Source organism: Salinisphaera sp. SWV1, from assembly GCF_052044155.1.
Taxonomy (GTDB): domain Bacteria; phylum Pseudomonadota; class Gammaproteobacteria; order Nevskiales; family Salinisphaeraceae; genus Salinisphaera.
On the sequence record NZ_JBQDYE010000025.1, the window covers coordinates 34,076 to 56,121 of the forward strand.

General features: G+C 65.3%; 20 protein-coding genes. 15 read left to right on the top strand and 5 right to left on the bottom strand.

Translation table 11 applies throughout. The features are described 5' to 3' along the window. The first annotated feature begins 5 nt into the window (after window positions 1-5). Both ACS8YF_RS12810 and wrbA read left to right on the top strand, forming a co-directional pair. Entirely contained in the window at window positions 6-578 is a 573-nt protein-coding gene (locus tag ACS8YF_RS12810; RefSeq protein ID WP_440850592.1) for a lytic transglycosylase domain-containing protein, read from the top strand. 34 nt (window positions 579-612) lie between these two features. Beyond that, window positions 613-1,251 carry an NAD(P)H:quinone oxidoreductase gene (gene wrbA, locus ACS8YF_RS12815; RefSeq protein WP_440850593.1) on the top strand — a complete coding sequence of 213 codons (639 nt, stop codon included), beginning with the start codon at window positions 613-615 and terminating at the stop codon, window positions 1,249-1,251. Window positions 1,252-1,255: 4 nt separating this feature from the next. On the opposite strand, the gene hda is transcribed toward wrbA, so the two are convergent. Beyond that, window positions 1,256-1,948 carry a DnaA regulatory inactivator Hda gene (gene hda, locus ACS8YF_RS12820; protein ID WP_440850594.1) on the bottom strand — a complete coding sequence of 231 codons (693 nt, stop codon included), beginning with the start codon at window positions 1,946-1,948 and terminating at the stop codon, window positions 1,256-1,258. 114 nt (window positions 1,949-2,062) lie between these two features. Further along, entirely contained in the window at window positions 2,063-3,109 is a 1,047-nt protein-coding gene (locus tag ACS8YF_RS12825; protein ID WP_440850595.1) for an AI-2E family transporter, read from the bottom strand. Between the two features lie 128 nt (window positions 3,110-3,237). Here ACS8YF_RS12825 and purM point away from each other — a divergent pair, with 128 nt between their 5' ends. Genes purM through ACS8YF_RS12840 form a run of 3 tightly spaced genes read left to right on the top strand, consistent with a single transcriptional unit; the run spans window position 3,238 to window position 5,719 of the window. Beyond that, a complete protein-coding gene (purM, locus tag ACS8YF_RS12830; protein WP_440850596.1) occupies window positions 3,238-4,281 on the top strand; it encodes a phosphoribosylformylglycinamidine cyclo-ligase in 1,044 nt (347 codons plus the stop codon). Continuing rightward, a complete protein-coding gene (gene purN / locus ACS8YF_RS12835; RefSeq protein WP_440850597.1) occupies window positions 4,281-4,967 on the top strand; it encodes a phosphoribosylglycinamide formyltransferase in 687 nt (228 codons plus the stop codon). The genes purM and purN overlap by 1 nt, the downstream gene beginning before the upstream one ends. After that, the gene (locus ACS8YF_RS12840; RefSeq protein ID WP_440850598.1) at window positions 4,964-5,719 is read left to right on the top strand and encodes a DUF3108 domain-containing protein; all 756 of its coding nucleotides are present in this window, start codon (window positions 4,964-4,966) and stop codon (window positions 5,717-5,719) included. Before purN ends, ACS8YF_RS12840 begins: the two co-directional genes overlap by 4 nt. Before the next feature lie 491 nt (window positions 5,720-6,210). Here the strand turns inward: ACS8YF_RS12840 and dcd are convergent, their stop codons facing one another. Both dcd and ACS8YF_RS12850 read right to left on the bottom strand, forming a co-directional pair. After that, window positions 6,211-6,777 (bottom strand): dCTP deaminase, encoded by a 567-nt coding sequence (gene dcd / locus ACS8YF_RS12845; RefSeq protein WP_109992255.1) that lies wholly within the window; start codon window positions 6,775-6,777, stop codon window positions 6,211-6,213. A 212-nt stretch (window positions 6,778-6,989) separates the two neighbouring features. Beyond that, the gene (locus ACS8YF_RS12850; RefSeq protein WP_440850599.1) at window positions 6,990-9,296 is read right to left on the bottom strand and encodes a hypothetical protein; all 2,307 of its coding nucleotides are present in this window, start codon (window positions 9,294-9,296) and stop codon (window positions 6,990-6,992) included. 191 nt (window positions 9,297-9,487) lie between these two features. Here ACS8YF_RS12850 and ACS8YF_RS12855 point away from each other — a divergent pair, with 191 nt between their 5' ends. The 5 genes from ACS8YF_RS12855 to ACS8YF_RS12875 all read left to right on the top strand — a co-directional run bounded on the left by ACS8YF_RS12855 (window position 9,488) and on the right by ACS8YF_RS12875 (window position 15,450). After that, window positions 9,488-10,507, top strand: a complete 1,020-nt coding sequence (locus ACS8YF_RS12855; RefSeq protein WP_440850600.1) for a zinc-dependent alcohol dehydrogenase family protein — start codon at window positions 9,488-9,490, stop codon at window positions 10,505-10,507. A 259-nt stretch (window positions 10,508-10,766) separates the two neighbouring features. Then, the gene (hpnI, locus tag ACS8YF_RS12860) at window positions 10,767-11,930 is read left to right on the top strand and encodes a bacteriohopanetetrol glucosamine biosynthesis glycosyltransferase HpnI (protein WP_440850601.1); all 1,164 of its coding nucleotides are present in this window, start codon (window positions 10,767-10,769) and stop codon (window positions 11,928-11,930) included. Then, window positions 11,930-13,345 carry a hopanoid biosynthesis associated radical SAM protein HpnJ gene (gene hpnJ / locus ACS8YF_RS12865; protein WP_440850602.1) on the top strand — a complete coding sequence of 472 codons (1,416 nt, stop codon included), beginning with the start codon at window positions 11,930-11,932 and terminating at the stop codon, window positions 13,343-13,345. The genes hpnI and hpnJ overlap by 1 nt, the downstream gene beginning before the upstream one ends. 46 nt (window positions 13,346-13,391) lie before the next feature. Further along, the gene (gene hpnK, locus ACS8YF_RS12870; RefSeq protein ID WP_440850603.1) at window positions 13,392-14,291 is read left to right on the top strand and encodes a hopanoid biosynthesis-associated protein HpnK; all 900 of its coding nucleotides are present in this window, start codon (window positions 13,392-13,394) and stop codon (window positions 14,289-14,291) included. 157 nt (window positions 14,292-14,448) lie between these two features. Beyond that, window positions 14,449-15,450 carry a lysylphosphatidylglycerol synthase domain-containing protein gene (locus ACS8YF_RS12875; protein WP_440850604.1) on the top strand — a complete coding sequence of 334 codons (1,002 nt, stop codon included), beginning with the start codon at window positions 14,449-14,451 and terminating at the stop codon, window positions 15,448-15,450. Between the two features lie 276 nt (window positions 15,451-15,726). Here ACS8YF_RS12875 and apbC read toward each other — a convergent pair whose 3' ends face one another. Further along, window positions 15,727-16,818: an iron-sulfur cluster carrier protein ApbC gene (apbC, locus tag ACS8YF_RS12880; RefSeq protein ID WP_440850605.1), complete on the bottom strand. Its 1,092-nt coding sequence runs from the start codon at window positions 16,816-16,818 to the stop codon at window positions 15,727-15,729. Between the two features lie 121 nt (window positions 16,819-16,939). Between apbC and metG the strand changes: the two genes are divergently transcribed. The 5 genes from metG (at window position 16,940) to ACS8YF_RS12905 (ending at window position 21,947) form a co-directional block, all read left to right on the top strand. Continuing rightward, entirely contained in the window at window positions 16,940-19,003 is a 2,064-nt protein-coding gene (gene metG, locus ACS8YF_RS12885; RefSeq protein ID WP_440850621.1) for a methionine--tRNA ligase, read from the top strand. A 120-nt stretch (window positions 19,004-19,123) separates the two neighbouring features. Then, window positions 19,124-19,762, top strand: coding sequence for an NYN domain-containing protein (locus tag ACS8YF_RS12890; RefSeq protein WP_440850606.1), 639 nt, complete (start codon window positions 19,124-19,126; stop codon window positions 19,760-19,762). Further along, window positions 19,759-20,418: an RnfABCDGE type electron transport complex subunit B gene (locus ACS8YF_RS12895; RefSeq protein ID WP_440850607.1), complete on the top strand. Its 660-nt coding sequence runs from the start codon at window positions 19,759-19,761 to the stop codon at window positions 20,416-20,418. Before ACS8YF_RS12890 ends, ACS8YF_RS12895 begins: the two co-directional genes overlap by 4 nt. 225 nt (window positions 20,419-20,643) lie before the next feature. Beyond that, window positions 20,644-21,291 carry an endonuclease III gene (gene nth / locus ACS8YF_RS12900; RefSeq protein ID WP_440850608.1) on the top strand — a complete coding sequence of 216 codons (648 nt, stop codon included), beginning with the start codon at window positions 20,644-20,646 and terminating at the stop codon, window positions 21,289-21,291. Then, window positions 21,288-21,947 carry a fumarylacetoacetate hydrolase family protein gene (locus ACS8YF_RS12905; RefSeq protein ID WP_440850609.1) on the top strand — a complete coding sequence of 220 codons (660 nt, stop codon included), beginning with the start codon at window positions 21,288-21,290 and terminating at the stop codon, window positions 21,945-21,947. The genes nth and ACS8YF_RS12905 overlap by 4 nt, the downstream gene beginning before the upstream one ends. Window positions 21,948-22,046 lie beyond the last annotated feature (99 nt).

Consider the following 22,046-nt stretch of genomic DNA (forward strand, 5'->3'; position numbering starts at 1 on the left):
CGTGTTTGCCGGCCACCGTCCTGGCCGGCCTCGCGATTTTCAGCGCGCCAACCGCTTTCGGCGCGGCCGCGGTGCCGGCGCATATGCAGCCGGGTATGCGGTCCGCGCTGAAGAAGGCGGTGGCCGATTCCAGGGGCTTCAGGAATCGCTTCGATGCGGAAGTCTGGCTGGTGGACATGTCGCACCGGCTGGCTCCGCGCGTACCCAATGTCCAACGTCGGCTTAATTTGCTGCGCGACGTGCATGCGGCGGCCACCGCGGCCGGGCTATCGCCGCAACTGGTGCTGGCGCTGATTCAGGTCGAATCCGACTTCAAGCGCTTCGCGCTGTCCGCCGCCGGCGCCGAAGGCTTGATGCAGATCATGCCGTTCTGGCGGCACGCGATCGGCGCGCCGGACGATAACCTGTTCGATCGCGCGACCAATCTCCGCTATGGCTGCGCCATCCTGGCGTATTACCTGAAGCTCGAGCACGGCAATCTGACGCGGGCCCTGGCGCGCTACAACGGCAGCCTGGGCCAGCTCTGGTATCCACTGCGGGTCGAGAACGCGCTGAGCCGCAACTGGCGAATTCCGTGAGCGCGACTGGACGCCGGCCGCGCCGGGCGACAGCATGGATCTCCATCGGATTCGCAACGGCCAGGTCATGACCCGGGACATCCTCATCATCTACTACAGTCGCAACGGCGCGACCGAACAACTGGCCAACGAGGTCGCCCGCGGCGTCGCGCGCATCGACGGCATGGGCGCGCGCGTGCGCACGGTGCCGCCCGTCTCGCCCGCCACGCAAGCAACGACGCCCGATATCCCGACGTCCGGCGCGCCCTATGTCGACCCCGACGATCTGGAAGAATGCGCCGGCCTGATCCTCGGCTCGCCGACGCGTTTCGGCAACATGGCGGCCCCGCTCAAGCACTTCATCGATACGTTGTCCGGCCAGTGGCTGTCGGGCACGCTGGCCGGCAAGCCGGGCGCGGTGTTCACCTCCACCGGGAGCCTGCACGGCGGGCAGGAGACCACACTGATGTCGATGATGCTGCCGCTCCTCCACCACGGCATGCTGATCACCGGGCTGACCTATACCGCCGACGACCTGCTCGCCGAGACCGATTCCGGCGGCACGCCGTATGGCGCCAGCCACGTGGCCGGCATGCTGGGCGACAAGCCACTCACGGAGATCGAGAAACGACTCGCGCGCAATCTCGGCGCACGGGTGGCCGACGTCGCCCGGCGCTTGTCCCGCCCGGCGTGAGGGCTCAGCCGTAGCCCAGCGCCTGCTTGACGAAGGGAATCGTCAGCCGGCGGTGAGCGGCCAGCGAGGCGCGATCCAGAGTGTCGAGCATGGCCATCAGTTCCGGCACCCCGGCCTCGCCGTGCCGTATCAACCAGCGGGCGGTCGCCTCCGGCATATCCATGCCGCGCTGTTCGGCCCGTCGAATCAAAAGTTCGCGCTTGTCGTCGTCATCCAGCGCGCGGCAGACCACGACCCCGCCCCAGCCCAGCCGGCTGGCCAGATCGGGCAGGGCCAGCCCGAGTTCGCGCGGCACGGCCGAACCGGCGGCGAGCAGACGGCTGCCCCGCGATCGCAATTGATCGGACAGGCCCAGCAGTGCGATCTCGGCCTCGCGGTCGCCGGCGATGGCATCCACGTCGTCGACGCAGACACAGTCCATGTCGGCCAGCCCTTCAAGCAGCGAGCCGATCGGCTCACGGACCTGGGCCAGCGGCAGATAGACGCTGCGCCGCCCGGCGTCGCCGATCGCCCGGCAGGCCGCCTGCAGCAGATGGGTCTTGCCGCAGTTCGCCGGGCCGGCCACGAACAATCGCTCGCTGCGCCCGTCCACGACCTCGGCCACCGCGGCCTTGGCATCGGCGTTGGTGTGGCCGACGAAGGCCGACAATGTCGCCGAAGCCGGCAGCTGAACACCGAGAACGAGCTGTACGGACATACGAACCTGACATGGATGGATCGACGCCGCGCCCCCTGCGCGACGATGCGCTAGCATGCCGGTATGCCAAGCTGCGGGCAACCGCGCGGCTCGACAGTCCGGGCCAACGGGCGCTCATTCCTGAAGGTACAGGCGGCTGGCCCGCCAGCGTCGACCGGCATAGCGCACCATGACCGCGATGGTCGCGGCCGTGGGCAGGGCCAGCAACACGCCGATGAAGCCGAACAGCTGCCCACCGGCCAGCACGGCAAAGATGACCCAGACCGGATGCAGACCGATCGCCTCACCCAGCATGAGCGGCGTCAGCACCATCTGCTCCATGAGCTGGCCGATGCTGAACACCAGCGCCACCCAGATCAGCTGATAGGGGTCGCCGGTCTGCACCAGCATCGCCACGCTCGCCATGCACACGCCGGAGATGACGCCGACATAGGGCACGAAACTGATCAATCCGGCGCCCAGCCCGATCACCAGGGCCAGATCCAGTCCGGCCAGCCACAGGCCGACGATATAAATCGTGCCCAGCACCAGCATCACCAGCGCCTGGCCCCGCAGGAAATGGCCGAGCACGTCGTCGGTCTCGCGCGCGAGCTCGGTGATGGTGGCTTCGTAACGCCGCGGCAGCTGGGCACGAATGAACCCGGTCATGCGATCCCAGTCACGCAGCAGGTAGAACATGATCACGGGCACGAGCAACAGGTTGATCGCCCACGACAAAAGCGTCGTTCCGGACGAAAACGCTTTCTTGGCGATCGCTGAGGCAAAACCGCCAGCGCTGCCCCAGTTGTTGGCGATGAGTTGACGGATGGAATCCGCGTCGATCCCGCCGACCCCGGGAGCCACACGCCGGATCCAGGGGTTGAAGGCATGCTGTGCCCAGTCCAGATAGCGCGGCAGACTGCGAACGAGCGTATCGAACTGCGCCTGCAGAATCGGCAACAGCAGGAAGACCAGGAGCGCGAATAACAGAATCATGGCGGCGAACACCACGATCACGCCGAGCGTACGATTGAGCCGCAGTCGTTCCAGGCGATCCACGATCGGGTCGCAGACATAAGCCAGCCCGGCGCCGAGCACGAACGGCAGCAGCATGCCGTGCAACAGCACGACCACCAGAACGAGCCCCGCCACGCCGACCAGGGCGAGTGTGCGTCCACGCATTTCTGTCAGCTATCGCCTGCGGTCATGGGTGTCGGAGCGCAATCCCAGTCGTGCTCTTCGAAACGGTACAATACCATGCTGCTGCCGGAGTTCCGGCGTTTGGTTCACGCAACCGAGAAGGCCTGATCTTGAGCGATCGTCCCTCCCTGACCTACGCCGATGCCGGCGTGGATATCGATGCCGGCAACCGCCTGGTCGACGCCATCCGCGGCCCCGTGGAAGCCACCCGCCGCCCCGAGGTGATCGGCGGCCTGGGCGGCTTCGGCGGCCTGTTCGAACTGCCGGTCGATCGCTATCGCCGGCCGGTGCTGGTCTCGGGGACCGACGGCGTCGGCACCAAGCTGCGCCTGGCCATCGACCATGCGCGCTTCGAGGGTATCGGCATCGACCTGGTCGCGATGTGCGTCAACGACGTGCTGGTTGCCGGCGCGGAACCGCTGTTCTTTCTCGATTACTACGCCACCGCGCATCTCGACGCCGACGTGGCCGGCCCGGTCATCGCCAGTATCGCCGAAGGCTGTCGCCAGGCCGGCGCGGCGTTGATCGGCGGCGAAACCGCCGAGATGCCCGGCATGTACGGCGCGGGCGATTTCGATCTGGCCGGTTTTACCGTGGGCGTGGTCGAATACGATGCGCGCATCGATGGTTCGGCCATCGCGGAAAACGACGTGGTGCTGGGCCTGGCCTCCAGCGGCCCGCATTCCAACGGTTATTCCCTGGTGCGCCGGATCATCGAGACCAGCAGCGCCGATCTCATGGCGCCGATCGGCAGCCAGCACAGCCTGCTGGATGCACTGTTGGCGCCGACGCGCATTTATGTGGCAGCCGTGCGCGAGCTGCTGGCCCGGACTACCGTCCACGGCATGGCCCACGTCACCGGCGGCGGGCTGGCCGAAAACCTGGCCCGCGTCGTGCCCGGGGACAAGGCCGTGACCATCGAGGGCTCGGCCTGGCAACGGCCGGCCGTGTTCGACTGGCTCGCCGAGGCCGGCAACGTGGCGGCCGAGGAAATGGCGCGGACCTTCAACAACGGGATCGGCTACTGCATCGTGCTGCCGGCCGATCAGGCCGCGACGGCGCGCACGGTGCTGCAAGACGCCGGCGAGACCGTGTTCGAAATCGGCCACGTGCATGCCCGCGAAGATAACGAGCCCGCCGTGCGCATCGTTTGATGAGCGCGAGCGAACACAAACGCCCGGCCCGGCTGGTCGTGCTCATCTCAGGGCGCGGGCGCAACCTAGAAGCCATCATGCGGGCAATCGACGCCGGTGCGCTCGACGCCGAGATCGTGCTGGTTGCCAGCAACAAGGCACGCGCGCCGGGCCTGCAGACGGCGCGCCTCGCCGGCTTGCCCGCGGTCAGCATCTCGCCGCGCCATTTCCCGGATCGGGAAAGCTATGACGCGGCGCTGGCGCACCGGATCGCCGCGGAGAAGCCCGACTGGATCGTGCTGGCCGGCTTCATGCGGGTGCTGAGCGATACCTTCGTCGAACGCTTTGCCGGGCGCATCGTCAACATCCATCCGTCGCTGCTGCCCCGATACAAGGGCCTGCACACGCACGAGCGCGCCCTGGCCGCGGGCGATCGCGACCATGGCGCCAGCGTGCATTTCGTCACCCCCACGCTGGACGACGGCCCGGTGATCCGCCAGGGCCGCATCACCATTCGCCCGGGCGACACCGCCGACATGCTGGCCGACCGCATCATGGATCGCATCGAACAGCGCCTTTACGCCGCCGCACTCGACGATCTCATCTCGGGGCGGGTGGTCTGGCGCACCGACGGCATCCATCGCGACGGTCGCCTGCAATCCGAGCCGCCGATCATCGACTACGACGAGGATACCCCCGGCCCATGAAGATTACGGCACATCTGACAACCGTTCTGCTCGCGGGGCTGAGCCTCGCCGTCGTCAGCCCCGCCACACTGGCCTCGCCCACGGATGCCTTCAGCGCAGTCTATAGCGTGCGCAAATCCGGGCTGCCGCTGGGCGATGCCCATTTCAGCCTGAAGCCGGGCCAGCAGAACGGCTGTTTCGTCTATACCGGCCATGCCAAACCCAACGCGCTGGTCCGCATGTTCCTGGGCGACATCGACGACGAGACCCGCTTCTGTATCGTCGACGGCAAGGTCCAGCCCCGGTATTTCCGTCATCACGTCGAGGGCAAGCCGGGCCATAGCTACACCCTGAAGTTCGACTGGTCGGCCATGACCGTTCAGTATCGGAACGGGAAGGGCGACGGCCAGACCTACGCGCTCAAGCCCGGCACGCAGGACCCGATGTCATTGCAGATCGCGGCCCGCCGCTGGCTGGCCTCGACCCGGCCCGGCAACACGCTGCCCACGGGACACCGCTTCATCCTCGCCGACGACGACGGCTTGCAGACCTACAAGGTGCATGTGAGCGACGCGGGCAACCTGAAGACACCCGGGGGTCTCTTCGATACCGTCAAACTGGCCCGCGACGGCCAGCATCATCACGCGCTGACCTTCTGGCTGGCGCGCAATGCGGATTGGATTCCCGTTCAGGTACGGCGTCTCGAGGACGGCAACACGCAGTATGTCCTGACGATGCAATCGCTGTCGCGCAGCGACACGACCGGCCACTGATCAGCGGTTTGGCCTGTTATCGACTGTGAGGCCCGACCGATGAAAATCAGTCCGCAAATAAACGCAGAATGAAGAGCACACGAACTCTTGCATTAGCGTTATTAACACGGCACAAAAATAGATGATTTTTCGGGTTAATAGCGCGAGTATGCGATCGCATGCTCGCCGCGGCCATCGGCCGCGAAGCCTTGAAAACAGCTGATGAAGTCAGCTGTTTTGATGCCGGATCAATAGTGGCGGACTATGCATCCCAGCGCCCGAAGCACGTTTTCGACTGACCATAACCGCTCAAGTCATCCGTTGGCCTTCATCAAAACGCTGCCGAGCAGGGATACAGCTCACGCAACGGCTTGACGACGCAATTTGCTCGCACAGCTGAAGCAGCACTGTCTTAATCTTTCTTCTTATTGGCGCTCATTCGTGTGCATTTGCGGACAAATGCCCTTTCTTACTCAGCCGACTGCGCGCAAGAAACGCCTTGGCCAAAGGGTTCAGGCGCGCGGCAGGGTCACGCCGCGCTGGCCCTGGTACTTGCCGCCGCGGTCGGCGTAGGACGTTTCGCAGACTTCGTCCGATTCCAGGAACAGCATCTGTGCCACGCCTTCATTGGCGTAGATCTTCGCCGGCAGCGTCGTGGTGTTGGAGAACTCGAGCGTCACGTGGCCTTCCCACTCGGGCTCCAGCGGTGTGACATTGACGATGATGCCGCAGCGGGCATAGGTCGACTTGCCGAGGCAGATCGTGAGCACGCTGCGCGGGATGCGAAAGTACTCAACCGTCGAGGCCAGCGCGAACGAATTCGGCGGGATGATGCAGGTCTCGCCTTCGAAATCCACGAAGCCCCTCGAATCGAACGCCTTGGGATCGACCACCGCCGTGTTGATGTTGGTGAAGATCTTGAAGTGCGGCGAACAGCGCACGTCGTAGCCATAGCTGGACACGCCGTAGGAGACGATCTTCTCGCCGTCGCGCTCTCGCACCTGGCCGGGCTCGAAGGGCTCGATCATGCCTTCGCTCTCGGCCATGCGGCGGATCCACTTGTCGGACTTGATGCTCATTGACGATGCTCGGACGGCGCGATGCGGCGCATGGATGGAAACCATGCCGGGCTCGGGCAGCGGCGCGGGAGCGCTGTGCCGGCCTGAACCCGGTCGGCCGGGTAGTGTAGCCAGCCGCGCCCGGATGCGACAACGCCGCGCCCCGCCCCGGACAGACCGGCGGGCGGGCGCGGCGTGCCCGAACCGGCGACGGCACGCCGCCGGTCGCGCGCCTACTGCCGACAGCCCAGGGGAATCGTCGGGCTGGCGACACCGGCGGCTGCCGCCGCCAGGAAGCCGGCACTCTCGCACTGCATTTCAGCCGTGGTCGCCGCGCCTTCCTGCGGATCGACGCTGCCATTGGCCGTGCCCGCGGTCGGATCCAGGATCGTGCTGTGCGCACCGCTGGCAAAGCGCACCACGCTGTCGGCTGGCTGGCTGCCGGCCTGGAAAGGCACGCTTTCGGCGACCGAAGCCAGACCCATCGCCGCCACCAACGGATTGGTGCCCGACAACGGCCCGCCGACACAGACGGTATCCAGCGCCGGGGTATAGCCGGCGGTGACCGGACAGGCGCCGCTGGTCGCCGGCGTGAAGTCCGGACCGACGTTGGCCGGTACCGCGTTCGGCACCACCAGATCGGGCGGATTCACGCCGCCGTTGCCGCCCCCCACAACCTCGATCATATGCAACGGATGGCGCACCGCCACGGTTTTGGCGTAGTTGATCGGATCGCCGCCGTCGACGATGGTCTGGGCCAGGCGCAGGAAGTTTTGATAGGCCTCGCTGCCCGCACCGACACCGGCCGCCTTCAGCCCCGCCGCGATCTTCGGGCCGAACGCCGCCGAACCGCCCAGCAGGCGGATGACGCCACCGCCCGGGTTGGCGAGCGTCGCCGCGTCGAAGGCGCTCGCCGAGGTCACGCCCATCAGCGTCGACCCCACGATCGCGCCCAGCGAATGACCGAGGAACTGGCTCGGCTGCCCGTTGAGCTTGATCGCGGTTCCGCCCACGACGGTAATCGAGCTCTGCATGACGGTAGCGTTGAGATCGATCAGATCGGCCACCGCCTCGCGCAGGTTGTCGCGCGAGGTGATCGGGCTGGTCAGGCTGATGAAATTCGCCCCGGACGGATCGACCGCACCGTCGCCGTTGGCATCCAGGTTGAAGGTCCGCTCGTGACCGCTGATCGCCAGCGCGTTACCCGGCGCAAGCCCGTGCAGCGGCAGATCGATGGCTACGGTCACGAAACCGGCCGCGGCCAGCACGGGGGCCACCGCGAACATGTTGGTGCGATCGCCGGTAATGCCATGCTGGAAGATCACCACCGGCCAGCCGCCCGCGGGCGGCGTGCCGCCGCTCGGACTGTTGGCGTTCGGCACGGCCACCAGCACCGGTACCGATTGCACCGAGCGCACCTTGGGATACGGAAAGCAGCCCGTGGTGGAATCGCTGGCCGCCAGCACGCTGCACGGGATCGAGCCGCCGCTCGGCGTGCGCAGCGTCGCATGGCCCGGGGCGGCCTTGCCATCGGAAACCCAGTAAGTGGTCAGGGGCGCCGGCGGCGAGGTGCCGTCGTGCGCGGCGGCGGCGAGGTAGTACGACAGATCCACCGTCCCCTGGTAGATATTCGCGGTATCGGGCAGGCTGGCGTTGATATCACCGGTCGAAAGCTGATCGCCATGGCCGTCGGGCAGCGGCTGGACACGAATGCCGCCGTCGCTGCTGCCGTTCGGGTTGGGCGTCGGGTGCGCCGCGATATACCGCAATGACGCACCGATGCTCTGAGTGGTGAACTGCCAGGCCACGACGACATTGCTGGCGCTGGCGCCGGGCACGCTGTCGAGGATCGGGCGGATCTGCTGGCTGCGGATGGATTCCAGGGTGGCCTGCTGCGCCGCGCTGAAGTGGGCCGCCGGATTGGCATCGGAGCCGACCGCGCTGGCCGAGTCCGCGATCGCGAATTGATCGCTGGGCGCCACACGGCCGCCATTGGTGGTCTTGAGCTGGTCGGTGATGACCACGTAGTACGTGGTGGCCGGGTCCAGCGGCTTGAGCGGCCGAATCAGCAACCGCGTGTGGTCGACCACGTCGGGCGATTTCACCACGTCGAAGTCGGTGCCGGCCGCGAGTTCCGACCCGGTCGCCGCATCAATAACGCGTACGCTGCCATTATTGGCCGTGGCGACGTCGATATCCGCGCCGGAGAAATCGGCATACAGATTATCGGTGGTGGAGAACCCGTCCAGCTTGTTCGCGTCGGCGATCACCGGATTGGCACCGGTCGTATCCGGGATATTGAGCGTGCCATCGGCGCTCACGCCGGCCAGCAGGCCGGTGGTGTTGCTGGCATCGACGAACAGCAGATTGTTCGGAAACGGGATCACCGCATTCTGGGAAGCCGGCGCATACAGGCTGCGAGCCTCCGTGCCGGACGCGCTGGCCTGGCTGTTGTCGTCGCTACTGTTGCCGCCGCAGGCAGCCAGCGACGCCGCCATGGCGATGGCGATGGCGACACCCAGTGTCCAGTTCCGCTTCATGATTCCCCCAAGGATGCAAAGCGTTGCTCATCGCCGCCGCGTCTTGCAATCGGGCCGCGACCCGCGCTCTGAAATGCACAATGCGGGGCCCGGGAATCGCGCGACACTGGACCTTGGTCTGCCATGCGGCTATGCCGAAATGCCTTGCTTGGCGTATGTTGAGCAGCGAAATCCAAGCCTTCGGCTTCTCAATGCAAGTTCAACAGATTCGACAATTCGGCACGCCCGATGTCTTCGAGCCCGCCGATGTGGCGCTGCCCGCACCGGGCCCGGGCCAGATTCGCGTGCGCCAGATCGCCTCGAGCGTGAACCCGGTCGACACCAAGCTCCGCGCCGCCGGCCCGGCGATCGCACCCGCGCTACCGGCCGTGCTCGGCTGCGACGTGGCCGGTGAAGTCGACGCGGTGGGCGACCACGTGCGGCAGTTTGCCGTCGGCGATGCCGTCTATGGCTGCGCGGCCGGCCTGGTCGGTCGCGGCGGCGCCTACGGCGAGTACGTGGTGGTCGATGCCGAATTGATGGCATTCAAGCCGGCCGGGCTCGGCTGGCGCGAAACCGCGGCCCTGCCGCTGGTTACGATCACGGCGTGGGAAGCACTGGTCGATCGAACGCGCGTCGCGCCCGGCGATCATGTGCTCATCCACGGCGGTGCCGGCGGTGTCGGCCATATCGCGATCCAGATCGCCAAGGCCCAGGGGGCGCGCGTGGCGGCCACGGTCTCGAGCGCCGACAAGGCGGCCATCGCGCGCCGCTGCGGGGCCGACGAGACCATTCACTATCGCGAGGAATCGGTCGCTGAATACGTCGCGCGGCTGACCGGCGGCCGCGGCTTCGACGTGATCTTCGACGCCACCGGCGGCTCGGACATCGCCAAGTCGTTCGACGCGGTCCGCGTCAACGGCCAGGTGGCGACCATCGTGTCACAATACTCGGCCGATCTGACGCCGATGCACACCAAGAGCCTGACCCTGCATACGATCTTCATGCTCACGGCCATGCTCAACGGCGTGAATCCGGCGCACCACGGCGACATCCTCACCCGGGCGGGCGCGCTGGTGGCCGCGGGCCAGCTTGTGCCACTGCTCGACGAGCGCCGTTTCAACCTGGGCGATGTGGGCGCCGCGCACGCGCATCTGGAAGCGGGTGCTGCGATCGGCAAGGTGGTGATCGATATTGCCGACGAGGCGCGCGCCGCTGGTCCGGCAGCCTAGGTCTGTATTCGCGTGATTTTTCGTGCCGCACAAGGCGCGGCCACGGCCAGTCTGCCGGCATGCAGCCCGTGGCCGCAACGCGGCAATGGCGCGGAAAGTGCACCAAAACAAGCGGATGGATTCGCGTGGCCGGACCGTGCGTGCGGTCGCGCTGTCACTGCGCGAACCCCGCTTTTGCGCTATCGTCTGCCGCCCCGACGAATTCGGCACGGCCCCGCCGTCACGTGCCGATCGAATTCAGCCCCAACCCTGCGCCGATGTGATAAACGCTTCCGAGGTCTTCCACACCCTGGGTTTTGTCCTGGCCGGTCTTGCCGGCGGCTACAGCCTGATGGCACTGCTGGCGGCCTGTCTGGGCCCGAAGCAACGGCGCCGCACCGCAGCCCGTGGCGCGGCACCGCCGGTCACGCTGCTCAAGCCGCTGTGCGGCGCCGAGACCGAGCTCGAATCATCCCTGCGCTCATGCGTGGAACAGGATTACCCGGAATTCCAGATCGTGTTCGGTGTGCAGGACGAAACGGATCCGGCGCTTGCCGTGGCCCGGCGCATCCGTGCGGCCTATCCGGAGCACGACATCGACATCGTGCTCGATGCGCGTGAATGGGGCGCCAATCGCAAGGTCAGCAACCTGGTCAACATGATGACCGCGGCGCGCCACGAGCACCTCGTACTGGCTGACAGCGACATCCATGTCCGCCCCGACTACCTCCACCGTGTGACCGCGCCGCTCGCCGATTCGGACGTGGGCCTGGTGACCTGCCTTTATCGCGGCCGGCCGACCGCGGCGCGCTGGTCCCGTCTTGCGACACTTTTCATCGACGACTGGTTCATGCCGTCGGTACTCGTGGCCCGTCTGTTTGGAGTACAGGACTACGCGGCGGGCGCGACCCTGGCGCTGCGCCGCGAGGATCTCGCCCGGATCGGCGGCTTTGCCGCGCTGGCAGACCACCTGGCCGACGATCACCGGCTCGGGCAACAGATCCGCGCGCTCGGGCGCTCGATCGTCCTGTCGGACGTCGTGGTCGAAACCACGGTCGACGAACCCGGCCTGCGCGGCCTGCGCCGCCACGAAACGCGATGGATGCGCACGATCCGTCTGCTCGCACCGGTCAGTTACGGCTTTCTTTTCGTCAGTTGTACACTGCCCACGGCCTTGTGCGGCGTTATAATGACTTGCGCGCAGCCTATCTCTATCGTACTGCTGGGTGTGACAATCACTGCGGACGTGGCTTTGCACGGGGTTCAGAACCGTCGTGCCGGGCGCGCCGCGACCGACGGCCTATGGCTTTGGCCGTTGCGAGAGTTCCTGACGCTATACGACTGGCTCAACGGACTATCAAACCGTTCGATCCGCTGGCGAGGCTATACCTACCGGATCGGCTCCGACGGCTCCATGAAACCACAGTCAATGGATAAGCACTGATGAAAACGCTCTTCCTGCATCCGCCCTCCTTCGACGGCTTCGACGGCGGTGCCGGCGCACGCTACCAGGCCAAGCGCGAAATCAAGTCATTCTGGTACCCCACCTGGCTGGCCCAGCCGGCGGCCCTGGTCCCCGGCAGTCGGCTGATCGACGCGCCCGCGGACGGCCTGACCCTGGACGACGTGCTGCCGCTGGCGCACGAGTACGAACTGGTGATCATGCATACCAGTTCGCCGTCGTTCGCCACCGACGTGAAAGTCGCCGAAGCGTTCAAGCGCGAGAACCCCAAACTGCTGATCGGCATGGTCGGCGCCAAGGTCGCCGTGGACCCGGACGGCTCGCTGGGCGCGTCCACCGCCATCGACTTCGTGGGCCGCGAGGAATTCGACTACACCTGCAAGGAAGTCGCCGAAGGTCGGGACCTGTCCGGCGTTCTCGGGCTGACCTGGCGCGATGCCAACGGCGAGCACGTGCGTAATCCCGATCGGCCGATGATCGAGAACATGGACGAGCTGCCGTTCGTCTCCGAGGTCTACAAGCGCGATCTGACCATCGAGAACTACTTCATCGGTTATCTCGAACACCCGTACGTGTCGTTCTACACCGGGCGCGGTTGCCGTTCGAAATGCACCTTCTGCCTCTGGCCGCAGACGGTCGGCGGGCATCGTTACCGGGTGCGCAGCCCAGAGAACGTGGTCGCGGAAGTGGCCTATATCCAGCGCGAGATGCCGCACGTCAAGGAAATCTTCTTCGACGACGACACCTTCACCGACTTCAAGCCGCGGGTGGAGGAGATCGCCCGGGGGCTGGGCAAGCTCGGCGTCACCTGGTCGTGCAATGCCAAGGCCAATGTGCCGTACAAGACGCTCAAGATCATGAAGGAAAACGGCCTGCGGCTGCTGCTGGTGGGCTACGAGTCCGGCAACAACCAGATCCTGCATAACATCAAGAAGGGTCTGCGTACCGATATCGCCCGCGAGTTCACCAAGAACTGCCGCAAGCTCGGTATCACCATCCACGGCACCTTCATCCTGGGGCTGCCCGGCGAAACGCGCGAGACGATTCGCGAGACGATCGATTTCGCGCGGGAAATCAACCCGCACACCATTCAGGTGTCCCTGGCCGCGCCCTACCCGGGTACTCGGCTTTACGACGAGGCCATGGAAAACGGCTGGCTCGATGCCAGCGGCCCCGAGGCGCTGGTCAACGACGATGGCGTGCAGATCGCCCCGATCAGCTATCCGCACCTGGGCAAGGAGGAGATCTTCGAGTCGGTGGAAACCTTCTACAAGCGCTTCTACTTCCGGCCGGGCAAGATCGCCGAGCTCACCGCCGAAATGGTGCGCCATCCCAGCATGATCGGACGGCGGTTGCGCGAGGGCCGCGAATTCGCGCAGTTCCTGAGTCATCGTTGAGACCGACGCGGGGCGACCACGCCATGCCGGCCGAAACTCGGCCGCGATGAGCGCGCCATCGGGGCGCGTGATCGTCACGGCCGATGACTTTGGCCTGCATCCGGCGGTGAACGAGGCTGTCGCGCACGCCCACGATGCGGGCATCCTGAGCGCGGCCAGTCTCATGGTGGGCGCAGAAGCCGCGCCGGAGGCGGTGACGCTGGCGCATGCGCGGCCCGCGCTCGGCATCGGGCTGCACCTGGTGCTGACCGACGGCCGCGCCGTGCTGCCCCGGTCGGTCATTCCCGATCTGGTCGATGCCAATGGCCGTTTCCACGACGGCATGGCCAGCGCCGGCGCGCGCTTTTTCTTTCGGCCGCGTGTGCGGCGGCAGCTCGCCGCGGAAATCCGGGCGCAGTACGACGCATTCGCGGCCACCGGGCTGGTCCTCGATCATGTCAATGCACACAAGCATTTCCACGTGCACCCCACCATCCTCTCGCTGGCGCTGCGTATCGGCGGCGAGTATGGCCTGCGGGCCATGCGCTGGCCCTACGAGCCACGCCACGATGCCGGCGAGCCGGGCAACGGCGGCTGGCGTACGGCGGTCGAGACCACACTGATGGCACCCTGGTTGCGGCACATGCGGCGGCGCATGACCGCGTCCGGGGTGGCATCCAACGCCCGCCTGCTGGGCCTGCGGGCGACCGGCCACATGACCGAAGCGCGGGTTCTGGCGGCAATAGCCGCCGCGCATGGCGGCGCGCCAGCCGAAATCTACTGTCATCCGGCCAGTCGTGACCGGCTCACGCCGGCCATGGTCGACTACGACCACCGCGGCGAGTATGCCGCCCTGATCAGCCCCCGCGTGGTGCAGGCCATGCAACGGGCCGGTCTGCGACCGGCCCGGTTTGCCGAAATCGCCGACAGCGATCGGCTGAACGGCCCGGTGAACAACCCGACCTGAGGGGCCTTGCCACTCGATCCACCGTTGACGCCGTGATCTGGACCGCTACGCTCTCGGCTTTGCACGCGCCGGATTGGTTTACCGCCCGGCCCTGATGAGATGCGCCGATGGTTTTGAATGCTGACCCGTCCATACCTGTGACCGACGCGAGGCCCATGTGAAAAGACTCGCTTATGTCGTCGCCCTGGTCGGCGGTTTGCTTGTCATCGGTCTCATCGCCCATACCGGCTATCGCGCGGTACTCAACGCCCTGGCGATCGGCGGCTGGAACCTGCTCTGGCTTTTGCCCTACCACCTCTGCCCGATCGCACTGGACGCGCTGGGCTGGCGCCTGCTCATCGTGCGCCCCGATCCGTACCGGCGCGCCCGCTGGGGCGTACTCACCTGGATCGCACTGGTCCGCGAAGGGGTCAGCCGGTTACTGCCGGTGGCCAGCGTCGGCGGCGAACTCGCCGGTATCCGACTGCTCATCCTGCGCGGCGTGGACGGCGCCACCGCCACTGCGAGCGTGGTCGTGGAAGTCCTCACATCGCTGCTCAGTCAGTATCTGTTCACGGCCATCGGCGTCGCGCTTCTGATCATCCTGACCCAGTCGAACGAAACCACCACGCAGGTGCTCATCGGCATCGCGCTCACCTGCCCGGCGCCGATCATCGCACTACTCCTACTCGACAACGCCGGCATCTTCCAGCGGCTCGAACGTTTCGCCGAGCGCACGCTTGGCGGTCGCAGCCGGCTGACCCAGATGCTCAGCGGCGGCGCCACGCTGGACCAGGAAATCGAGAACGTCATCACACACCGGTGGCGTCTCGCCAAGGCGACCGTGTGGCAGCTCGTGGGCATGCTGAGCGGCAGCTTCGAAGTCTGGCTTGCATTGCACCTGCTCGGGCATCCGGTGGGCGTGGAAACCGCCGTGATTCTGGAATCCGTCACCCTGACCATTCGCCACCTGGCTTTCCTGGTTCCCGGCGGACTCGGTGTGCAGGAAGCCGGACTGATGGTGTTCGGGCAAATGCTCGGGCTGTCGAACGACGCCGCGCTGGCCCTGTCGTTGATCAAACGCGGACGTGAAATCGTGATCGGCATACCGATTCTGCTGTCCTGGCAGATCTATGAGGCACGCCAGCTGCGTTCCGGCCATAACGGCAACAGGCTCTAGTGTCCTGACGACAGGTCGGTTTACCCACAGATTTCACGGATTGCGCCGATTCAGAAAAGAGCGTCGGTCAGCGCTGAGCGCCCCTATCGCTTTGCGCCCGGCGCCGATAGACCGACCCGATCATCCTTGTGCTTCGGCTTGCGTCGGCGAATAAACACCATCGCCAGACATCGTGCCCCGGGGCGTGATGCGCCATGCACGCGCCAGGGCACGCCGGGCCTGCGCGCATCCACGGTCGTCGGGCGGCCCGGCGCTTTTACGCCGGGCTCGCGCCGACTATGTGCTCTCGACCTTGATGTTCGGGAACTTGCTGGCGTAATCCTTTTTCTGCCGCGACAGCCGCGCGGTCGCGTTGCGGGCGATATCGAAATAAGCCGCGGCGATCTGGGAGTCCGGGGCCGCGACCACGGTCGGCTTGCCCGAATCCGCGTATTCGCGAATCGAGATATCCAGTGGCAATTCGCCCAGCAGATCGACGTCGTATTCATCGGCGAGGGTCTGGCCGCCGTGCTCGCCGAAGATGTGCTCCTCGTGGCCGCACTTGGAGCAGATATGCGTGCTCATGTTCTCGACGATGCCGAGCACGGGCACGCTCACCTTCTTGAACATCTCCACGCCCTTGCGCGCGTCGATCAGCGACAGATCCTGCGGCGTGGTGACCACCACCGCACCGGAGACCGGGATCTTCTGCGCGAGCGTGAGCTGGATGTCGCCGGTGCCCGGCGGCAGGTCGATGATCAGATAATCCAGATCACCCCAGGCGCTCTGAAACAGCATCTGTTGCAGCGCCGAGGTCACCATCGGCCCGCGCAGGATGGCCGGGCTTTCCTTGTCGATGAGATAGCCGATCGACATGGTCTTGAGCCCGTGGGCGGCGACCGGCTCGATCACGTTCTCGCCAGCAGCCTTGGCGCGGGTGTCGATGCCCATCAGGCGCGGCTGGCTGGGGCCGTAGATATCCGCATCCAGCAGGCCGACGTTGGCGCCGTCGGCGGCCAGCGCCAGCGCGAAGTTGGCGGCCACCGTGGACTTGCCGACGCCGCCCTTGGCCGAGGCCACGGCGATGATGTTGGCCACACCGTCGATGCGCTTGAGCTGCGACTGCACGGCCTTGGGGCTGATCGAGAAGCCAACGGTCACATCGGCCTGTTGCACATCGGCCAGCGCTTCGAGCTTCTCGCGCACGCGCTCGGCAAGCTCCTGACCGTAGCGGCCACAGGGGAAGCCGAGGTCCAGTTCAAGGGTTACCCGACCGGCCTCGACCGCCAGCGAGCGCACGGCGCGCGCGGTCATCAGGTCGGTATCGAGATAGGATTCGTGATATCGGGCCAGTTCGGCCTCGATGCTTTGGCGAAGGGAATCGCTCATGGGCGCACCGTGTGGTTGTGCGTGTAAATGGGCTGGCGCGAATGATAGCAACTCGGGGCCGGCCCACGGGCGCGGTGTGGCATACTGGCGCGCTTTGAAAACTGACGATTTCGAGCACATCATGGCGCGCGATATTCTGGTCACCTCCGCCCTGCCCTATGCCAACGGCGCGACGCATCTGGGGCATATGCTGGAACACATCCAGACCGATATCTGGGTGCGCTTCCAGAAACTGCGCGGGCACAACTGCATCGCGGTCTGCGGCGATGATGCGCACGGCACGCCGATCATGCTCAAGGCGCGCGATCAGGGGATTTCGCCCGAGGCATTGATCGCCGGCGTCTCGGCCGAGCGCCAGCGCGATTTCGCCGATTTCATGGTGGTCTACGACAACTACCACACCACGCATTCGGACGAGAACCGCGAACTGTCGGCCGCGATCTACGACAAACTCGCCGCCGAGGGCCATATCGCCCGGCGCACGATCTCGCAGGCATTCGACCCCGAAGCCAAGATGTTTCTGCCGGATCGCTTCATCCGCGGCGATTGCCCGAACTGCGGCAGCCCCGATCAGTATGGCGATGCCTGCGAAGTCTGCGGCGCGACCTACCAGCCGACCGAGCTGGGCAATCCGGTGTCAGTGTTGTCGGGCGCCACACCGATCGAACGCGACTCGGAACATTATTTCTTCAAGCTGGCCGATTTCGAGGGCTTCCTGCGCGACTGGATGCGCGGCGACCGCCTGCAGGAATCCATGAGCCGTAAACTCGACGAATGGTTTGCCACCGGCCTGCGCGACTGGGACATCTCGCGCGATGCGCCCTATTTCGGCTTCAGGATTCCGGGCACCGAAGACAAGTATTTCTATGTCTGGCTGGATGCGCCGATCGGTTACATGGCCGCGTTCCAGAATCTGGTGACTAAACGGGCCGACCCGGCGCTGACCTTCGATCGTTTCTGGGGCCGTGACTCGAAGGCCGAGCTGTATCACTTCATCGGCAAGGACATCGTCTATTTCCATGCCCTGTTCTGGCCGGCGATGCTGGAAGGCGCCGGCTATCGCACCCCCGACGCGATTCATGCGCACGGCTTCGTCACCGTCAACGGCGAGAAGATGTCCAAGTCCCGTGGCACCTTCATCAAGGCGCGCACCTGGCTGGACCATATCAATCCGGAATTCCTGCGCTACTACTTCGCCGCCAAGCTGACACACCGGGTCGAGGATCTGGACCTGAACTTCGAGGATTTCCTGGCCCGGATCAATTCCGATCTGGTCGGCAAGTACGTCAATATCGCCAGCCGCTGTGCGAATTTCATCGGCAAGCGCTTCGACGGCAAACTCGCCGCCGAACTCGACCGGCCGGCACTGGTCGAGCACTTCGCCGCGGCCGGCGAGGAAATCGCCGATCACTTCGAATCGCGTCGCTATGCCCAGGGCATTCGCCAGATCATGGCGCTGGCCGACGAAGCCAATGCCTATGTCGCCGAGCGCGCGCCCTGGCAGGTCGCCAAGGAAGACGGCCGCGCCGCCGAACTCCAGCAGATCTGCACCACTGCGCTGAATCTGTTCCGCCAGCTCACGATCTACTTGAAGCCCGTGCTGCCGGCCACCGCCGAGCGCGCCGAGGCCTTCCTGCAGATCGAACCGCTGGCCTGGGCCGACCTGAATACGCCGCTGCTCGATCACGAGATCGCCAAGTTCAAGCCGCTACTGCGCCGCGTCGAGCAGCCGGCGATCGACAAGATGATCGAGGCGAGCAAGGAAGATCTGGAAGCCGCCGCGGCGCCGGCCCAGGCCGAACCGGAACAAGCGAAGGAAGAAAAGAAACAGACCAAGGATGCCCCGAAGCCTGTTGAAGACGACGGCATGATCGGCATCGACGATTTCGCCAGGGTCGACCTGCGCGTCGCCCGGGTCGAGTCGGCCGATCATGTCGAGGGCGCGGACAAGCTGCTGTGCCTGCAGCTCGACGTGGGCGAACTCGGCAAACGCCAGGTATTTGCCGGCATCAAGTCCGCCTACGACCCGAGCGCGCTGGAAGGCCGGCTGGTGGCGCTGGTCGCCAACCTGGCGCCGCGCAAGATGCGCTTCGGCGTCTCCGAGGGCATGGTACTTGCCGCCGGCGACTCGCCGCACGTGCTCTCGCCGGACGAGGGCGCCAAGCCGGGGGACAAGATCAAGTAGACCAGGGTTGAATCAGCACGCTCAAACGCGCATTCTATAAACTGATAGAAGAAGTGACCGCGCCGTTCGTCTCTGATTCAAGCGCACTTCGGTGCCACGAGCGGTTAGCGGTCCATTTTTATGTCTGATCAATACGCGGTTCTACTTGATGGCGGCTTCGTCATCAAAAAGCTTCACAAGACGCTTCGACGCTTTCCTGCCGCTTCTGATATTGAAGCGGCTTGCTATCGGCTGTGTAATCATCCACTGCTTGCAGATCGAACGCTTCTGCGAATTTACTTCTATCATGCGCCGCCAGCACAGGATCGCTTGCTGAACCCGATTAGTCGTGAAAGCCTCGATCTGTCCCGCACGGAGGTATCGCGCCAGCATCGAAGCTTGCTCGATCGTCTCGAGATGCTGCCGAACTTTGCGCTTCGGATGGGCGAAACGGTTACGCACGATTGGAAAATCGGGAGCTCGGCAATGCGCTCGCTGACCCGAGGCGAACCACGCACGCTACAAGCTAACGATCTCGTACCCAATACTTCACAGAAAGGCGTGGATCTGCGTATTGGTCTAGATATCGCACGCCTTTCTCTCAGACGCTTCGTGGACACGATCGTTGTATCTACCGGTGATAGCGATCTTGTGCCGGCATTTCGATTTGCCCGTCGCGAAGGAATTCGAATTTATCTCGATCATATGGACCACAACGTGCGTCGAGAGTTGAAAGCCGATACCGACGCAGTCTTGGACGTACCCATCGCGACTCCATGACCGACGCTTCAGTCGACGCCATTGATGCCCTGTTGCCTCAGACCCAGTGCCGGCGCTGTGGCTACGACGGCTGTCGGCCATATGCGGAGGCGATCGCGGCGGGCGAGACGGATATCAATCGCTGCCCGCCGGGCGGGGCGGCCACCATCGACAATCTGGCCGAGCTGACCGGCATCGACCCCAAGCCGCTCGATCCGGAATGCGGCGATGCCAGCGTGGCCAAGGTGGCCTTCATCCGCGAGGACGAATGCATCGGCTGTACGCGCTGCATCCAGGTCTGCCCCACGGATGCCATCATCGGTGCGGCCAAACAGATGCATACCGTGATCGAGGCCGACTGTACCGGCTGCGAACTGTGCGTACCGGCCTGCCCGGTCGACTGCATCGACATGCCGGAATCCACGCCCAAAACCGGCCAGCCGCTGTGGCCGCCGCAGCGCCCGATCGACGCCGAGCGCGCAGCCCGCGCCCGGCGTCTGTTCGAAGCACGCCAGAAACGGCTCAACCGCCGCACCACGCGCAAGCGCCGGGCGAACCGTCACGAAGCAACCCACGACGCCCGCGAGGATGCCGCCGCCACGGCCGAGGCCAAGAAATCGACCATCGCCGATGCCATCGCCCGCGCCAAGGCCAAACGCGAAAAACGTAGCGGATGACAAACCACGAGATCGGTTGCCGAGCCTGTCATCCACAGATTACGCAGATGACACAGATCATTGGGCGGCAAACTCGGACCGAAGCGGGTTTGCACTGGGTCAAGGCAAGCGCCTGTCGGCGAGGGAGGCTCTGAAACCGGAGTCATGTGTCTTGCACTCTGTGTCATCCGTGTAATCTGCGGATGAACGAAAGAACGCCCTCGATAGTCGATCGAAGCCCATTGAATGAACAAACAGAAACGCACCGAGATATTCGAACGGCTCAAGGCCGCCAACCCGGCGCCAAAAACCGAGCTGGAATACAGCTCCACATTCGAGTTGCTGATCGCGGTGATGCTGTCGGCCCAGGCGACCGACGTCGGCGTGAACAAGGCCACGCGAAAATTGTTCCCGGTCGCCAATACACCGCAGGCGATCCTCGATCTGGGCGAGGACGGCCTGAAGCGTTACATCAATACCATCGGCCTTTACAACAGCAAGGCCGCCAACGTGATCAAGACCTGCCGCGCCCTGCTCGATGAGCACGACGGCAAAGTGCCGGCGACCCGAGCCGAACTGACCGCCCTGCCCGGCGTCGGCCGCAAGACCGCCAATGTCGTGCTCAATACGGCCTTCGGCCAGCCGGCGATGGCCGTGGACACGCACATCTTTCGCGTATCCAACCGGACCGGCATCGCGCCGGGCAAGACGGTACGCGAGGTCGAGGAGCGGCTGCTGCGGTGGGTGCCCCGGGCCTATCTGCAGGATGCGCACCACTGGCTGATCCTGCACGGGCGGTATGTCTGCAAGGCCCGCAAGCCTGCCTGCGACGCCTGCGTTATCGTCGACCTGTGCGAATACAAGCACAAGAACCTGCAAGGAGCCAGCGAATGAGTTCGTCACACCAGGCCGAAGCCTTCTCGCACCGCGGCACGCCGCGCATCTTCTGTATCGGGCGCAACTACGCCAAGCACATCGAGGAACTGAACAACACGCTGCCCGGTGCGGAATGCGTGATCTTCATGAAGCCGGCCTCCGCGCTGGTCGCGCCCGACGAGGCGGTCCGGCTGCCGGTCGGGCTCGGCGAGATCCACCACGAAGCCGAACTGGTGGTCGAGATCGGCCTGGGCGGCCGCGATATCCGCGCCGAGGCTGCGCGCGAGCATATCCACGGCGTCGGCCTCGGGCTCGATCTGACGCTGCGCGCCGAGCAGACGGAACTCAAGCACAGTGGGGAGCCGTGGGAGCGCGCCAAGGCCTTCGACGCCAGCGCCCCGCTGGGCCCGATGGTATCGCTTGGCGAAAACATGGATCTCGGCGATCTGCATTTCGAGCTGGCGGTGGACGGCGAAGTGCGCCAGTCCGGGCATACCGCGCACATGCTGGTGGGCATTGCCGACCTGATTGCGCTGGTCAGCCGGACCTGGGCGTTAATGCCGGGCGATCTCATCTTCACCGGCACGCCGGAGGGCGTCGGGGCGATCGAACCCGGTCAGCATCTCAAACTGTCGGGGCCGGGACTGGCCAGCGCGGCATGGACGCTGGCCTGACGCGCCCGCCGCGGCCTCATCGCCCGTACGTTCGCGCTTACCCCGGCGACAGGAAACGCGCTACCGCGCCCCAATAAGGCCCATGGCCCGCCGGCCGGG